At 61.2% G+C, this 14,933-nt stretch carries 17 protein-coding genes; 7 read left to right on the top strand and 10 right to left on the bottom strand.

The window, feature by feature from the left end; all coding sequences use genetic code 11:
* Positions 1-16: 16 nt before the first annotated feature.
* The 3 genes from rpoZ to ACW5XD_RS14240 form a co-directional block, all read right to left on the bottom strand.
* Complete coding sequence (gene rpoZ, locus ACW5XD_RS14250; RefSeq protein ID WP_005307060.1) at positions 17-292, bottom strand: DNA-directed RNA polymerase subunit omega; 276 nt, start codon at positions 290-292, stop codon at positions 17-19.
* A 79-nt stretch (positions 293-371) separates the two neighbouring features.
* Positions 372-998, bottom strand: a complete 627-nt coding sequence (gene gmk, locus ACW5XD_RS14245; protein WP_456495444.1) for a guanylate kinase — start codon at positions 996-998, stop codon at positions 372-374.
* Positions 999-1,298: 300 nt separating this feature from the next.
* Entirely contained in the window at positions 1,299-2,366 is a 1,068-nt protein-coding gene (locus ACW5XD_RS14240) for a glycosyltransferase family 9 protein (protein WP_456495443.1), read from the bottom strand.
* 173 nt (positions 2,367-2,539) lie between these two features.
* Between ACW5XD_RS14240 and ACW5XD_RS14235 the strand changes: the two genes are divergently transcribed.
* Positions 2,540-3,253: a 3-deoxy-D-manno-octulosonic acid kinase gene (locus ACW5XD_RS14235; protein WP_456495442.1), complete on the top strand. Its 714-nt coding sequence runs from the start codon at positions 2,540-2,542 to the stop codon at positions 3,251-3,253.
* A gap of 70 nt (positions 3,254-3,323) precedes the next feature.
* The gene (locus ACW5XD_RS14230) at positions 3,324-4,187 is read left to right on the top strand and encodes a GGDEF domain-containing protein (protein ID WP_456495441.1); all 864 of its coding nucleotides are present in this window, start codon (positions 3,324-3,326) and stop codon (positions 4,185-4,187) included.
* On the opposite strand, the gene ACW5XD_RS14225 is transcribed toward ACW5XD_RS14230, so the two are convergent.
* Complete coding sequence (locus ACW5XD_RS14225; protein ID WP_456495440.1) at positions 4,184-5,038, bottom strand: carboxylate/amino acid/amine transporter; 855 nt, start codon at positions 5,036-5,038, stop codon at positions 4,184-4,186. The genes ACW5XD_RS14230 and ACW5XD_RS14225 overlap by 4 nt on opposite strands.
* A 42-nt stretch (positions 5,039-5,080) precedes the next feature.
* On the opposite strand from ACW5XD_RS14225, the gene ACW5XD_RS14220 reads away from it, so the two are divergent.
* Positions 5,081-5,539: a DUF6314 family protein gene (locus ACW5XD_RS14220; RefSeq protein ID WP_456495439.1), complete on the top strand. Its 459-nt coding sequence runs from the start codon at positions 5,081-5,083 to the stop codon at positions 5,537-5,539.
* A gap of 157 nt (positions 5,540-5,696) precedes the next feature.
* On the opposite strand, the gene ACW5XD_RS14215 is transcribed toward ACW5XD_RS14220, so the two are convergent.
* Both ACW5XD_RS14215 and ACW5XD_RS14210 read right to left on the bottom strand, forming a co-directional pair.
* On the bottom strand, positions 5,697-5,858 hold the full coding sequence (locus tag ACW5XD_RS14215; protein WP_456495438.1) for a hypothetical protein: 162 nt from the start codon (positions 5,856-5,858) through the stop codon (positions 5,697-5,699).
* Positions 5,843-6,742 carry a DMT family transporter gene (locus ACW5XD_RS14210; RefSeq protein WP_456495437.1) on the bottom strand — a complete coding sequence of 300 codons (900 nt, stop codon included), beginning with the start codon at positions 6,740-6,742 and terminating at the stop codon, positions 5,843-5,845. The genes ACW5XD_RS14215 and ACW5XD_RS14210 overlap by 16 nt, the downstream gene beginning before the upstream one ends.
* Positions 6,743-6,833: 91 nt before the next feature.
* Here ACW5XD_RS14210 and ACW5XD_RS14205 point away from each other — a divergent pair, with 91 nt between their 5' ends.
* A complete protein-coding gene (locus ACW5XD_RS14205) occupies positions 6,834-7,808 on the top strand; it encodes a LysR substrate-binding domain-containing protein (RefSeq protein WP_456495436.1) in 975 nt (324 codons plus the stop codon).
* Here the strand turns inward: ACW5XD_RS14205 and trpS are convergent.
* The 3 genes from trpS to ACW5XD_RS14190 form a co-directional block, all read right to left on the bottom strand.
* A complete protein-coding gene (gene trpS / locus ACW5XD_RS14200) occupies positions 7,787-8,800 on the bottom strand; it encodes a tryptophan--tRNA ligase (RefSeq protein ID WP_456495435.1) in 1,014 nt (337 codons plus the stop codon). The two genes, ACW5XD_RS14205 and trpS, sit on opposite strands and share 22 nt — an antisense overlap.
* Before the next feature lie 192 nt (positions 8,801-8,992).
* Positions 8,993-9,427 carry a universal stress protein gene (locus ACW5XD_RS14195; RefSeq protein WP_042873586.1) on the bottom strand — a complete coding sequence of 145 codons (435 nt, stop codon included), beginning with the start codon at positions 9,425-9,427 and terminating at the stop codon, positions 8,993-8,995.
* Between the two features lie 132 nt (positions 9,428-9,559).
* Positions 9,560-9,817 carry a hypothetical protein gene (locus ACW5XD_RS14190; protein WP_456495434.1) on the bottom strand — a complete coding sequence of 86 codons (258 nt, stop codon included), beginning with the start codon at positions 9,815-9,817 and terminating at the stop codon, positions 9,560-9,562.
* On the opposite strand from ACW5XD_RS14190, the gene fabV reads away from it, so the two are divergent.
* The gene (gene fabV, locus ACW5XD_RS14185) at positions 9,806-10,993 is read left to right on the top strand and encodes an enoyl-ACP reductase FabV (RefSeq protein ID WP_456495433.1); all 1,188 of its coding nucleotides are present in this window, start codon (positions 9,806-9,808) and stop codon (positions 10,991-10,993) included. The two genes, ACW5XD_RS14190 and fabV, sit on opposite strands and share 12 nt — an antisense overlap.
* A gap of 61 nt (positions 10,994-11,054) precedes the next feature.
* Here the strand turns inward: fabV and ACW5XD_RS14180 are convergent, their stop codons facing one another.
* Complete coding sequence (locus ACW5XD_RS14180; protein WP_456495432.1) at positions 11,055-12,836, bottom strand: diguanylate cyclase domain-containing protein; 1,782 nt, start codon at positions 12,834-12,836, stop codon at positions 11,055-11,057.
* Between the two features lie 209 nt (positions 12,837-13,045).
* On the opposite strand from ACW5XD_RS14180, the gene ftnA reads away from it, so the two are divergent.
* Complete coding sequence (ftnA, locus tag ACW5XD_RS14175; protein WP_042873592.1) at positions 13,046-13,570, top strand: non-heme ferritin; 525 nt, start codon at positions 13,046-13,048, stop codon at positions 13,568-13,570.
* A 160-nt stretch (positions 13,571-13,730) separates the two neighbouring features.
* Positions 13,731-14,915: an NAD(P)/FAD-dependent oxidoreductase gene (locus ACW5XD_RS14170; protein WP_456495431.1), complete on the top strand. Its 1,185-nt coding sequence runs from the start codon at positions 13,731-13,733 to the stop codon at positions 14,913-14,915.
* Positions 14,916-14,933 lie beyond the last annotated feature (18 nt).

Here is a 14,933-nt window from a genome sequence, read left to right as displayed (position 1 = left end):
ATGAGAAATAACGGACTTAACCGCGGCCTTCGGCGATGGCAGCAACGGCAGCCAGCTCGGCGGCTTCCTGTTCTTGCTGCTCGTAGCGGTCCTGGGTATCCATCACCTGGTTGTTCACCAGACCCAGTTCGATCTCGCGCAGGGCGATCACGGTCGGCTTGTCGTTCTCTTCGTCAACCAGGGGATCTTTGCCTTGAACCGCGATTTGGCGGGCGCGGCGGGCGGCGACCAGCACCAGGTCAAAACGGTTACCTACCTGTTTTACAGCATCTTCTACAGTAACGCGTGCCATGCAGGACTCCAGTGTTTGGGCTTTCTGTGTTTAGAAAAGCAGTGTTTAAAAATGACGCAAAAGTTTACTTGTTTTTGGCCTATTCTGCCAGTAACTGTTGCAGCAAGTTTTGTTGTGCCTGCTGTTGCTGACGCATTTCCAGCCGTTGGCACTCGATGATGGCCCTGAGCTGGAACAGCGCCAGCTCAAAGTCTTCGTTGATAATGACATAGTCATACTCGTCGTAGTGCACCATTTCGGCAATGGCTTTCGCCATCCGGCCGGCGATCACGTCGCTGCTGTCCTGACCACGCCCGATCAGGCGCTGTTCCAGTTCGGCGCGGCTGGGGGGCAGGATGAAGATGGACTTGGTCGGCATCTGCTCGCGGATCTGGCGGGCGCCCTGCCAGTCGATGTCGAGGAAGACGTCGATCCCCTTGGCCAGACAGGCTTCGATGGCGGCGCGGGAGGTGCCGTAGTAGTTGCCGAATACCTCGGCCCACTCCAGAAAGTCGCCACGCTCGATCAGCGCCTTGAACTCGTCTACCTGCACGAAGTGGTAGTGCACCCCGTTCTCTTCGCCCGGGCGCATGGCACGGGTGGTGTGGGAGACGGAGAGCTGCATCTTGCCTGCTGCGTTGTGTTTGGTCAGCAAGGCATTGAGCAGGCTGGATTTACCCGCCCCGCTCGGGGAGGAGATGATATAGAGAGTGCCTTGTTGCGCCATGTCATTACCTTTAATCGAAACCCGTGTTTTGGTTGTAGCAGAGGCCGCCGTCTTGTGCCCGAAAGGGAGACAGCCAAACGCAAAACGCGGAAAACTCTTGGATCAGGGGGATGTAAAGGCGGCGAATTTTAACAGAAGGTGGCGGATAAAAAAACGGCCGGAATCATATTCCAGCCGATCAAAGTATTTGTAGCTTGCTGCGGGAGCGTAACCCACATCGGCCGCTATTGTGCCTTTGGGGGCAGGGCTGGGGCCATCAGGTTATCCCTGCCTCACGGCTCGGAATTCCCGAATTTCCCCTCAGCCTGGCAGGTGGCGATCTGCGCAGAGTCGGTCGAAGGCGGCAATGACCTGTTCACTCGTGATTTTGCTCATGGCATCCGGATCCTTGAGGCGGGTACGCCAGCTCAGCTCGGCCAGCGGCTTGCCGGTTTCCTGTTCGATCAGTTCCTGATAGACGCTGACCACGTAGTCACGGCACAGATAGGGGCCGGTGCGGGCTGGATTGTGGTGAGCATAGAGACCGATCACCGGTGTGCCGACCAGAGTCGCCATGTGGGTAGGGCCCGTATCCGGAGCCAGCACCAGGCTCGCTTCACCAATCAGGGCCAGCAGCTGCTTGAGGTTGGTTTGCCCCACCAGATCTACGGGTTTGCTCTGGCTCAGCCGCTGTATGTCGGCGGCCAGATCCCGCTCCAGCTTGGCCGGGCCGCCGCACAGATAGACCTGAAAGCCCTTGCTGGCTGCGTGATCCGCCAGCGCTGCATAACCAGCCGCAGTCCAGTTCTTGAACGCCTTGCTGGCGGCGGCGCAGATCAGCAGGGTCGGTTTGCCGCCAATTTTCTCCCGGGCCCAGGCCTGATGCTCGGCGCTGATGGGCAGTTGCCAGTCCGGGGTGAGATCTTTGATGCCCAGCTCTTTGGCGAAGGCGAGAAAGCCGTCCAGTACATGGGGTGACACGGGCGAGGGAACCCTGTGGTTGGTGAACAACCATTGACCGTCGTTGGCGCGCGCCTTGTCGAAACCGAGTTTGACTCTGGCTTTGATACCGAGCGTCGCTATGCTGGCGCGCATGGCCGCCTGCAGGTGGAGCAGGGCATCGAACCTGCGTCCCTTGAGGGTCTGCCAGAGATCGCGATAGCCGCGCCATCCCTTGCTCTTGTCAAAAGGGATCACCTCGACGCCGGGTAGATCGGCGAAAAGTGTCGCCTCTATCTTGCCGGTGATCCAGGTGATGCGGGTCTGGGGCCACTCCCGCTGAATGACGCGCACCAGCGCCAGCGCGTGACAGCAATCTCCGATGGCGGAGAGCCGCAGGATGCAGATGGAAGAGGGCGGCGTTTGGAACAGCGGCATGATGTGGCGCAATGGTGGAAAAATGGATGGATGGCATTATGCAAACTCCCCTGTGGATTGTAAAATTGCGCGCAACTGGCAGCCGGTACTGGCCCTGCTCCTCACAAGGAGCCCGAGTTCGTGCTGACAAGCCGCCTTATCGTGAATCGAACCATTGCGATTACTGACCGACCGGAATCACCAAGATGCGAATACAGACCGAACACAACCAGATCTGCTGGTACGCCGAAGGGGTTTTTCGTGACCCTTCCCCCGAGCTGTTTGATCCGGCCTGGTGGCAGACCCATCGCCAGGTGGTGGGTTCCTCCATCGGTCGCGGGGTGACCTGGTTCGTGAAGGATGAATCCCGCCATCTGGTGCTGCGCCACTACTATCGCGGAGGCATGGTGGGCAAGGTGGTGCGGGATCGCTTCTGGTTCGAGGGGGTGGAGAGCAGCCGGGCCATGGCCGAATACAGCCTGCTGGCCAAGCTGAGCGAGCAGGGCTTGCCGGTGCCGCGCCCGTTTGCCGCCCGCATGGCCAAGCAGGGCCCCTTCTATCGGGCCGACATCCTTATCGAACGCATTCGCGGCGCCAAGGATCTGGTGGCGCTGCTCAAGCAGGGGCCGATCGCCGGCGAGGTGTGGCACAAGGTCGGCCAGACGGTGCGCCAGCTACATGATGCCGGTGTTTATCATGCGGATCTCAACAGCCACAACCTGTTGCTCGACAAGGAGGGCAAGGTGTGGGTGATCGACTTCGACAAGGGGGCCATCCGCTCCCCCGGCAGCTGGCAGCAGGCCAACCTGGAGCGACTGCTGCGCTCCTTCACCAAAGAGTCCCAATTGCATACCAGTTTCCACTTCGTGCCGGAGAACTGGCACGCCCTGATGAACGGTTATCAAGGAAAAGCGAGCTGACCCTGTTGCTCGGCGCGAGAGCCAATGTTACTTATTGAGAAGGTCTTCAGATTCGGTGTCGAGGCGCTCGATGGACATGCTAAAGGCTCCCCTCAGGGAGGCAATTACCCGGTTTGATCTGGCGCTGATGGCGGATGCCATCGCTTTGCTGGAGGCCGGGCTCTGGAGCTGGAGTCCGCAGCAGGGTGTGCAGCGGGATCTCTCCTGCCTGCGCCTGCTGGGGCTGGATGAGACGGGGCTGGACGATCTCGGCTGGCTGGAGCGGGTACATCCCGACGATGTGGCCGTACTGCAGGATTCGATCGGCGCCTACCAAAGCGGGCGAGTGGCCCAGACCCGGCTCGAATACCGCATCCTGCATCACGATGGTCACTACGTACGGCTGGAAGAGCGGGCCCGGCGCGATGTGCACGGACAGGTATTGGGGGTGGTGCGCCAGCTCGATCCGCAGGCCGTGATCGTGGAGGAGCGCCATGGCATGGATCCCCTCACCGGACTGGAGAGCCGCGGCCACTTCGAGCAACTGCTCGACGAGCGGCTGGCGACCGAGAGCAGCAGTTTCAGCCTGTTGCAGTTCACCGTGGACCACAGTGCCAAGATATTGCAGCTGTTTGGCGAGGCTGCCTGCGATGCCATGCTGGCCAAGCTGGCGCGCATAGTGCGCCACGAGCTGCGGCGGGAAGATCCCTTCGCCCGCTGGGATCAGGATGGCTTCATCCTGATGCTCTCCCAGACCGATCGGCTGAGCGGCCTGGAGATTGCCGAGCGGCTGCGCCTGGAAATCGCCGATGCCAGCCTGCTGCCGCAGCGGCCGGTGACCGTCAGCATAGGGCTGGTGCAGAGCCAGAGCGGCGAACAGATTGATCACCTGCTGGCTCGTCTGGCCACCTGTCACGGTCAGGCCAGACGGGAGCACAATACTGTCGTTGGTTAATGCTTGCTCACGTTGGCGCGCTGGCAAATCCAGAGGGAGGCCAGCATCAACAGGCCGCCGAGCGCGAGGCGAACCAGGTCGGTTTCCCGTCCCCATAGCAGCAGGTTGACCAGCAACCCCGCCGGGATCAGGGCGTTGTTCATGATGGCCAGTACACCGCTGCTGACCTTGGTGGCGCCCTTGTTCCACAGGAAATAACCCAGGCCGGAAGCGCCGATCCCCAACCACAGCAGAATGCCCCATTGCAAACCGCTGGTCGGGTATTGTGGTTTGCCCAGTAGCCACCAGGCGGGCAGGGCGACAGCCAGGGCCCCCAGATAGAAGCAACCAAACACCGCCAGTTGCGGTGGCTGTTTTGCCTCCCGCGCCAGCAATACCTTGTAGCCGACCTGTCCCAGGGCGAAGCAGAGGTTGGCCCCCTGCACCACCAGGAATCCCAGCACATAGCTTTCGGTCAGCCCGTCGAAGCGGATGACGGCCGCTCCCAGCACTGCCAGCAGGGCGCCCCACAGATAGACGGGTTTGAAGCGGCGCTCCAGCAAATCGTGGATCAGGGTGACGTAAATGGGGGTGAAGATGGTGAACACCAGCACTTCCGGCACCGTCAGCAGCAGGAAGGACTGGTAGTAGAACAGATACATGATGCCGAGCTGGATGGCGCCCAGACCCATCAGCTTGAGCACCAGATCGGGCCGCAGCCAGCGGCGTCGGAGGAAGGGCAGGAACACTAGGCTGGCGAGGACGATGCGGGTCAGCACGGAGAAGTAGGCATCTACCTGGCCGGCGAGATAAACCCCGATCAGGCTGAAAGAGAATGACCAGAGCAGGGTTACCCCTATCAAGTAGTTCATGTGATTGAATTGTCGTCAGTTGTCAATTTGGAGGGCGCTATGATGGCCGAGTTGGAAAGCGCGATCCAGCGTTTATGGGAGCAGTTACCACAGATCGGAGCATTTGCCTTCGAGGCGAGCAATGGGGAAGGGTCCGCGACCGACTGGTGCGGGCGTGGTGAGGGTGACGTGCTGGTGACCGATCATCAGGGTGGCTGGCTCTTTACGGAGCAGGGGCGCTATACCACGCCCCATGGCCGGGTGCTCACCATGCACAACCGATTCTGGTGGCGGCGAGGCGCGCGGGGGATCCTGCTTTCTCACCTGCGTTACGAACAGCCGGTCGAGTTGTTCGAGTTGCTGCCGCAAGGAGATGGCCGCTGGCTGACCGCAGAGCCCCACCTGTGTGGCCAGGATCACTACAGTGCCGAGCTGACGCAGACCACGAGCGGCTTTCTGCTCGGCTGGCAGATCACGGGGCCGCGCAAGAACGAGCGGCTCAGCTATCGCTACCGGGAATGATGTGCAAGGGAGCTTGGCGTCGTCGGTGCTGGCAGCGAAAGGCAGCCATAAAAAAACCGGCGCAGTGCGCCGGTAGAGGGGACAAATCGGAGGTTTTTTAAAAAACGGTCCCAAAAACAGGAGAGATACACTCTCGTCACACATTCAGAGATGGACTTCAGGCACTCAACGCATAGTTCAGCATGGCTTGCAGCTTGCTGTCGAAAAACCAGGGCAGCAGCACCATCAGCAGGCCGAGCACGCCGGCCAGCCGCTGGCGGTATTGCCAGCCGGCAATCAGCACCAGGCCGCCACAGAGGGTGGTCAGGAGGCCTGACATAGGGTGGCCTCCCGCTGGGCGCGGCGTTGCTGTGCCCACTGGTTCAGGGCGACCGAGCCCAGGATCAGGGTCAGCGCCACGCCCGTGGTGGACTGGATCTGTTCGCCGAGGAACAGGGCACCCAGCATGACGCCAAACAGCGGCACCAGGTAGTTGCTGAAGGAGGCAAAGGTCGGACCCGCCTTCTGGATCAGCGCCATATAGAGGAAGTAGACCAGACCGGTACAGAAGACGCCCAGTACTGCCACAGCGCCTATGACCTGCTGGCTCGGCATGGTGAGGGCGCTCAGATCGGTGACGAAGGGGGCGGCCAGCATCAGCTGGATGGCGGACGAGATCAATATGTTGCGCGCCACTACCACAGGGTGGTCCTTGGCGAAGCGCTTGATCATCAGCAGGCCGATGGCAAAGCAGCTGGCGCCGAACAGGATCGCCATGGCACCGAGCAGACCGGCGTTCATGCCGCTGGCCAGTTTCGGCCAGAACAGCACCAGCACGCCGACGAAACCTATGATCACCGAGATCAGCCCGCCCTTGGTGATTTTTTCACCAGAAATAAACAGGGGCGCAGCCAGAATGGTCACAAAGGGGATACAACCCATGACCACGGCGGCGATGGCGCTATCTACATACTGTTGACCCCAGGCCACCATGATGAAGGGCAGGGTGGCATCGAGCAGGGCGATCAGCATGTAGGTGCGCCAGGGGGTGTGCTCGCTCTTGAGACGCATGAACAGGCAGAGCAGACCCAGGGTCAGGCTGCCACACAAGGCACGACCGGCTGCCACCATGATGGGGGGTAATTCGGTCACGGCCTGATGCATGAAAATAAACTGGGATCCCCACAACAGGCCAATCGCCAGCAACAACAGATAGCTACGCATTTTAATCTCCGATGTAATTCGCCAGCGCATTCTATGCAATCTGCTACTATGCCAAAAATGAATTGTCGTCATTCAACTATGGCCATTATCGATGGAACTCCCTCTTTCTCGCCTCGACCTCAACCTGCTGACCGTGTTCGACATGTTGATGCAGGAGCGCAATGTTACCCGCGCCGCCGAGCGTCTGCACCTCTCCCAGTCGACCGTCAGCCATGCGCTGGGGCGGTTGCGGCAGGCGCTGGATGATCCCTTGTTCGTCATGAGCCGGCGCGAGATGATGCCGACCGAGCGGGCCAAGGCGCTGGCCGGGCCGGTGCGCCAGGCGCTGGCCATGCTGGAGCAGGGGCTGCGGCAGGCAAAGGGATTCGATCCCGCCAGCGCACGGCGGATCTTCCGCATCGCCACCCCGGGTTCGGTGGAACATGGCCTGGTGCCGGTGCTGGTGGAGCGGCTGCACCGGCAGGCGCCCCACTGTCGGCTGGAGGTGTGCGAGCTGGCGGACAGCGACTATGAGCGGGAGCTGGAGAAGGGGGAGCTGGATCTGGTGATCGGGTTCGCCGATGCCAACCACCTCTCGCCCCGGCTGTGGCGCGAGCCCTGGTTCAACAACCCGCTGGTCTGCTTGTCACCGCTTGGCAGCGAGCTGCCGGACGTACTGGGGCCGGCCGAGCTGGTCAGCCGCCCCCATATTCATACCTCCAGCTGGGGGCACAGCCAGGCCATGGTGGAGCTCTGGCTGGCCCGTTTCGGGGTCGAGCGTGAATTGGGGGTCAGATTGCCGAGTTTTATGGCGGTGCCACCGCTGATGGCGACCGGCCGCTATCTGGTGGTGGTGCCCGAGATGATAGGGCGCCACTTCTGCCGCTACTACCCGCTGCGCCTGCATCAGCTGGATCCCGACATTCCCATCGTCTACCTGATGGCGGGCCACCCGCTCACCGCCCATGACGAGGCCATCGGCTGGTTCAAGGGGCTGCTGCACCGGCTCGCCTTCGAGCGCTACGGCGCGGATGCGCTCGGCAGCCCGGCGCAGCGTGGTCTGGATCAGGCCAATGCGGCGAAGTAATTCAGTCCCATGGCGCTTTTTACCTCCGCCAGTACCTCGTCGGTGATGACGCGGGCCTGCTCGGTGCCCTGATAGAGCAGCGCCAGCAGTTTATCCTTGTCGGCGATGGCAGCCTGACGACGCTCCCGCATGGGGGCGAGCAGGGTTTGCAGGCAGTCGTTGAGCACCTGTTTGCAGCGCATGTCACCCAGCCCGCCGCGTTGGTAATGGGCCTTCATCTCGGCCACCAGCGCCTTGTCGGGATGGAAGGCATCCAGATAGGCGAATACCGTATTGCCCTCCACCTGACCCGGATCGCTCACCTTGAGGTGATTGGGGTCGGTATACATGGCGAACACCGCCTGTTTCACCTCTTCCGCTGACATACCGAGTTCTATGGTGTTGCCGAGGGATTTGGACATCTTGGCCTTGCCGTCGATGCCGGGCAGGCGGCCGGTGTCGCTCAGGATCGGCTGGCACTCGGTCAGCACTTCCTTGCCTACCAGGGCGTTGAAGCGGCGCACTATCTCGTTGGTCTGCTCCAGCATGGGCAGCTGATCCTCGCCTACCGGCACATGGCTGGCACGAAAGGCGGTGATGTCGGCGGCCTGGCTGACCGGATAGACCAGAAAACCCGCCGGCAGGCTGCGCTCGAACCCCTTCTGCTGGATCTCCGCCTTGACGGTGGGGTTGCGTTCCAGCCGGGCGACACTGACCAGATTGAGGTAGTAGCTGGTCAGTTCGGCGAGAGCGGGCAGGGCGCTCTGCAGGCAGAAGGTGGTCTTGGCCGGGTCGAGACCGACCGCCAGATAGTCGGCCATCACCTCCAGCACGTTGTCGGTCACCTTGGTCGGGTTGTGGCCGTTGTCGGTCAGCGCTTGCAGGTCGGCGATCATCACGAATTGGCGGTAGTGGTGCTGGGCCTCGACGCGCTGGCGCAGGGAACCGACGTAGTGGCCTATGTGCAGTTTGCCGGTGGGACGGTCGCCGGTCAGTATGATGGGGTTGTGCATGTCACTCTCTCCAGTTGGGGTGGGCCGGGAGGCGACAAAGGGATAAAAACAATGACCGCCTCTCGGCGGTCACGGTGTTTTCTTTGGAAAATTTTACATAGAAAAGCAGTGCCGCCTGTTTATAAGCAGCACCACCAGTAGTTGTGATTGAAGATGGTCATATTCATGGCAAATCAAGCTACGCCTGTTTGATCACTTCTGCAAGGGCACCACCAGCAGATCGCAGGGCACGGTATTCATCAGCTGGCGGGCGCTGGAGGTAAGCAGGCTCCAGAAGCTCTGGCGATGACCGCACACCAGCAGATCGATCTGGTAATCCTTGACCGCCTGGTTGACCCGCTCGCTCAGATCGCCGCAGATCACCAGCTTCTTCTCGATGGGGTAGTCCACCGAGGCCAAGAAGGTCTCCAGCTTCTCTTTCGCTTCGGCGATCACCTGATCCTGCACGTTGTCGATGTCGATATCGATCATCTCGGTGTAGAGATCCTTGAGGTCCACGTCCACATGGATCACCGACAGCTTGGCGCCGTTGGAGCGGGCCCGGTCGACCGCCTTCTCGATCACCTTGCGGTTGTCCTCCGACAGGTCGATCGCGGCCAGTATGTGTTTGTAATAGGTTCCATTCATGGGAGTTCTCCTCACTGATCCTGGGTCCACTATACCAATGTCTGATGAAACTAAAATGGTGTATCCGGCACAGTTTTGGGATTTAAATAAGCTTCTTATGGAGCTCCATTTCGGCCGAAGGCGAAAATATGGCTATAAATCGAACAGGAGTTTGAAGCAGGTCACACCCGCCGGCTTGCCCACAAGAGGTGACGGGCATAGGATGTGCCCGTGCTTCGCAATGAACACAAAAACAACAAAAAGCATCTGAATACCGCTTTGGGGAGCCTCGCGCTCCCTCCTGTTTTTCTCTCCCCTTACTGCCGATATCCCGCCCGACATCAAGGTAATCCGCGACTTCTTGGTTATGCTGTAGCCAGTTCCTTTGGAGATCCCTTCATGATCATTCACCCGCAGATCCAGGGTTGCGTCGCCCGCAACTGTCACCCCATCGGCTGCCGCGCCGCCGTGTTGCAACAGATCGCCAGCGTCAGGGCGGCGGGCCCGTTCGACGGGCCCAAGCGGGTGCTGGTATTGGGGGCCTCCTCCGGATTCGGGCTGGCGTCGCGCGTCGCGCTCACCTTCGGCGCCGGTGCCGATACCGTCGGCGTGTCGTTCGAGCGGGGCCCGTCCGACAAGGGGCTCGGCAGCGCGGGCTGGTACAACAACATCTGGTTTCGCAAGGCGGCGGAGCAGGCCGGGCGCATCGCCGTCAACCTGATCGGTGATGCCTTCTCCGACGGGATGCGTCAGCAGGCCATCGACACCATCCGCCAGCAGCTGGGCCAGGTGGATCTGGTGATCTACTCGCTGGCGAGCGGCATCCGGGTGCTGCCGGATGGCACTCAGGTGCGTTCCGTGCTCAAGACCACGGGCCAGCCATTCAGTGGCTGGGGGCTGGATCTGGAGCATGACTCCCTGGTGCAGCAATCGCTGGCGCCTGCCACCCCGGAGGAGATCCGCGATACCGTCACTGTGATGGGCGGCGAGGATTGGCAGCTCTGGCTGCAGGCGTTGCAGCAGGCGGATTGCCTCGCTCCTGGCGCCCGGACTGTGGCCTACTCCTATATCGGCCCCGAATCGACCTATCCCCTCTATCGGGATGGCACCATTGGTTACGCCAAGGAGCATCTGCACGCCACCGCCGAAACCATCAATCTGCAACTGGCCGACATCGGCGGTCACGCCTGGGTGTCTGTCTGCAAGGCGCTGGTGACCAAGGCGAGCGCCTATATTCCTGTGCTGCCGATTTACCTGGGCTTGCTGATGGGGGTGATGAAGGAGCGCGGCGTGCACGAAGGCTGCATCGAGCAGATGCAGCGGTTGTTTGCCAGCAAGATGTATGGCCCGCAAGGGGTGGTGGCCGATGGCAACCGGCTGATCCGGATGGATGACTACGAGCTGGACCCGGCCATTCAGGCCGCCGTCTCCACGCTCTGGTCCAAGGTGACACCGGACAACTTCCATACCCTGGGGGATTTCGCCGGGCTGCGGCAGGATTTCATGCAGCTCAACGGCTTCGAGCTGCCGGGCGTGGATTACGGCGCACCGGTGGATCTGGCCTCGCTGACCGAGCTGCTGCCCTGAGCCAGAGTGGGCTGTTGCTCCATGGCTCCCATTGATCCAGAGCCGGTGGCTTGACGGGTCATCAGGCCACGCTGCTGGCCAGTTCATCCTGCGCCGAAGGGGTCGTCGCCAATATGGTCTGGTTGCGGCCCTGGCGCTTGGCCTGATACATGGCCATGTCGGCCCGGTGAATAAGCTGACCCAGCCCCTCGTCGACCGGTGAACGCCCTGCAACACCTATGCTGATGGTCATGCGGGGATTGTCCAGCTGGGCAATCCGCTGGCGCAGCCGCTCGGCCAGATGCCAGCAATCCTCCGCCGGCACCGGTACCGCCACCAGAAACTCCTCGCCTCCCCAGCGTCCGACCAGTTGCAGGTCGGGCGCCCAGGATCTCAGCTCCCGCGCCAGCCGCTGGATCGCCCTGTCCCCCGCCTGATGGCCGTGACGGTCGTTGATCTGCTTGAAGTGATCGATGTCGATGATGAGCAGGGTGAGCGGGCCCTCCTGCTGCCACTGGATTGCCAGCCGTTCCAGCAGGGCGCGGCGGTTTGGCAGCTCGGTCAGCTGATCGAAGGTGGCGAGCTTGTAGAGGTGGCGTGAACTGCGGTGCAGCCTGTGGGTGGTGATCCCCAGCAGCAGCAGGGCGCCGGCCAGCAGGCCGACCAGCGCCAGCTGGTAGTTGCGGGCACTCTGTTGATGCAGCAACTGCTGACGCTTGCGCTCGTTCTCCTGTTGCAGCGCCCGGTTGCTGGCTTCGCTGCGGGCCAGATCCATCTCGGCCTGGAAGGCGGTGGCATGCTGGCTCAGGGTCTGGTTGAAGTGCTGCTTGTAATCGCTCATGTAGTCGGTCAGCGCCTGATAGGCCTCGGGATAGCGGCCCTGATCGGCCAGCAGGCTGGCTTGCAGCGCCTTGCTGCTGACACTGACTTGCCCCTGGGCCGTCAGCAGCTGCAGCGCGAGCTGCTTCTCGCCGCTGCCTTGCAATGCTCTGGCTCGGGTCTCCAGCAGGCGCACTCCCGCCTCCGGGTAACCCAGCTGCTGATAGAGTGCCTGCGCTTCGTCCAGACTGCGCAGGGCACCCGCCCAGTTGCCCTCTGCATTGAACGCCATGGCCTGATAGCCGAGCATGATGGCGCGATAGTCCGGCGCCAGATCCGGGGTGGCCAGCAGGCCGTCGAGCAGTTGCCGGGCCTGGGCGGGGCGATCCGTATCTATGTAGAGCCGCGCCATGTTGGCCCGGATGATGGTCTGGCTGTTGGGCTCGTCCAGTTTCACCATCAGCTGCAAGGCTTCCCGATAATAGGTTTCAGCCTCCTTGGCCAGGCTCAGGTCGGCATAGAGGTTGCCGAGTGTCATCAGCAGGCGGGCACACTGCAGGTTGGAGATGGGGTTGTCCGGGGCGGATCGCTTGAGCTGGAAGGCGGTCTTGAGTTCGGCGATCGCCTCTTTCAACTGCTGGGTGTGATAGAGGGCTAGCCCGTTCAGGGCGTGCCACTCGGAATCCTGCATGGGATGGTTGGCAACGGCGGACTTGAGTTGCGCCAGCAGGGCGAGGGCCTGATCCGGCGCCTCCGTATCCAGGGTGAGGGCTATCTGTTGCAACTTGAAGTCGAGCAGGCGCAGGGTTTCCTGCTGGGCGCTGGCCAGCCCGCGAGCCCGGGCATTGTCGAGCAGGGCTTGTGGATAGCGTCCCAGGGCGGCCAAGGCCAGGGCTCTGGCATGAAACAGCTCCATATCCTGCTGCGGGTGAGCATCCAGGCGCTGCAAATAGCCGACGGGATCGCGCGCCGCCTGCAATTCAGCCTCTTCCAGCAAGGAGGGAGTGGCCTGCAACTGGGTTATCCAGAGCAATGCCATTGCCATTATGAATCTCATTGAATCCTTTCCCCGACCACTGGCGCCATCATAATGGCTGAATCCACCTACACCATGTTTCTTTGCTTCTCTATAACCGTATGGGGGATAGGATGAGGTGAAAAGCTGTCACAACTGAGAGCTTGGGCCACCGTATCTGGTTGATTCGTGATGAAACAGTGGCGACAATCGTGACCAAATCACAGTGGAGAATCATCATGTTGGCCAAAGCCATGATCGAGAAGTTGAACGAGCAGATTAATCTTGAATTCTATTCCTCCAATCTCTATCTGCAGATGAGCGCCTGGTGCGAGGACAAGGGCTTCGAAGGGGCCGCCACCTTCCTGCGCCAGCACGCGGTCGAGGAGCGTCAGCACATGGAGCGCCTGTTCACCTACGTGAGCGAGACCGGCGCCATGCCGATGCTGGGCGCCATCGATGCGCCTCCCCACGAGTTCAACTCGCTGGGTGACATCTTCCGCACCACCCTGGAGCACGAGTACCACATCACCAAGTGCATCAACGGTTTGGCCCATGTGGCCTTCACTACCCAGGACTACTCCACCTTCAACTTCCTGCAGTGGTACGTGGCCGAGCAGCATGAAGAGGAGAAGCTGTTCAAGAGCATCGTCGACCGTTTGTCGCTGGTGGGCGAAGATGGCAAGGGTCTCTACTTCATCGACAAGGAGCTGGCCGAGCTGGCCAAGGGCGCCCCTGCCAGCGTCATGGATGGCAACGCCTGATAGTCATGGACACTTAGTGTTCAGCCAGTACAATAACGGCCCCTCGTATAGGGGCCGTTTTCTATTGCAGCAGCCATGAAACCGCTGCGGTGGTTTCTGCTGGGTACAATGACGGTCTTTCGTATAAAGGGGCCGTTTTTCTTTGGATAAGTGAGTGATGATGAAGCAGGTTGATGTGGTGGTGATCGGGGCCGGTGCGGCCGGTTTGATGTGTGCGCAGCAGGCGGGCTATCGGGGCCGATCCGTGTTGTTGCTCGACAATGCCAAGAAGCCGGGCCGCAAGATCCTCATCAGCGGCGGCGGTCGTTGCAACTTCACCAATCATCAGACAGGGCCCCACGCCTTCCTCTCGGGCAATCCCCACTTTTGCAAGTCGGCGCTGGCGCGCTACACCCAGCAGGATTTCATCGATCTGGTGGACCGGCATGGGGTCAACTACCACGAGAAAACCCTGGGCCAGCTGTTTTGTGACGAAAGCGCCAAGGAGATAGTCGACGTACTGCTCACCGAGTGTGACTGGGCTGGTGTCACCCTGCAGTTTCAGACCGAGATCCTTACCGTCAGCAAAACCGATGAAGGTTTCGTGCTCGCGACCAGTCAGGGGGAGATAAGCTGCCACTCGCTGGTGGTGGCCACCGGTGGCCTCTCCATGCCGAAACTCGGCGCCACCCCTTATGGCTTCAAGCTGGCGGAGCAGTTCGGTCTGACTGTGCTGCCCACCCGCGCCGGTCTGGTACCCTTCACTCTGCATCAGGCCGACAAGGAGGCCTTTGCCGATCTGGCCGGAGTCAGCCTGCCGGTGGCCGTGACCGCCGAAGATGGCACCCGCTTCAAGGAGGCCATGTTGTTCACCCACCGCGGCCTCTCGGGCCCTGCCATCCTTCAGATCTCTTCGTTTTGGCTGGCGGGAGAGAAAATCCACCTCAACCTGCTGCCCGAGCTGGATATTCCTGCGGCCCTCAAGGCCTGGGCGCAGGCCCATCCTGCGCAGGAGCTGAAAACAGTGCTGGGACGCGAGCTGCCCAAGCGTTTCGTCGACAAGCTGGTGGAGCTGGGTCAGCTCATCAACAAGCCCATGCGTCAGTGCAACGAGCGCGAGCTGGAGGCCATCGCCACCCTGCTGGGAGATTGGCAGATCCTGCCCAATGGCACCGAAGGCTATCGCACCGCCGAGGTGACGCTGGGGGGCGTGGATACCAACGAGCTCTCCTCAAAGACCATGGAGGCGCGCAAGGTGGCCGGCCTCTACTTCATCGGCGAGGTGGTGGACGTGACCGGCTGGCTCGGCGGCTACAACTTCCAGTGGGCCTGGTCATCGGGCTGGGTGGCGGGGCAATACTGCTGACAGAAGCTTGTACTTGGC

The organism is Aeromonas enterica (assembly GCF_054052465.1).
This window is presented reverse-complemented; position numbering and strand designations above follow the sequence as displayed.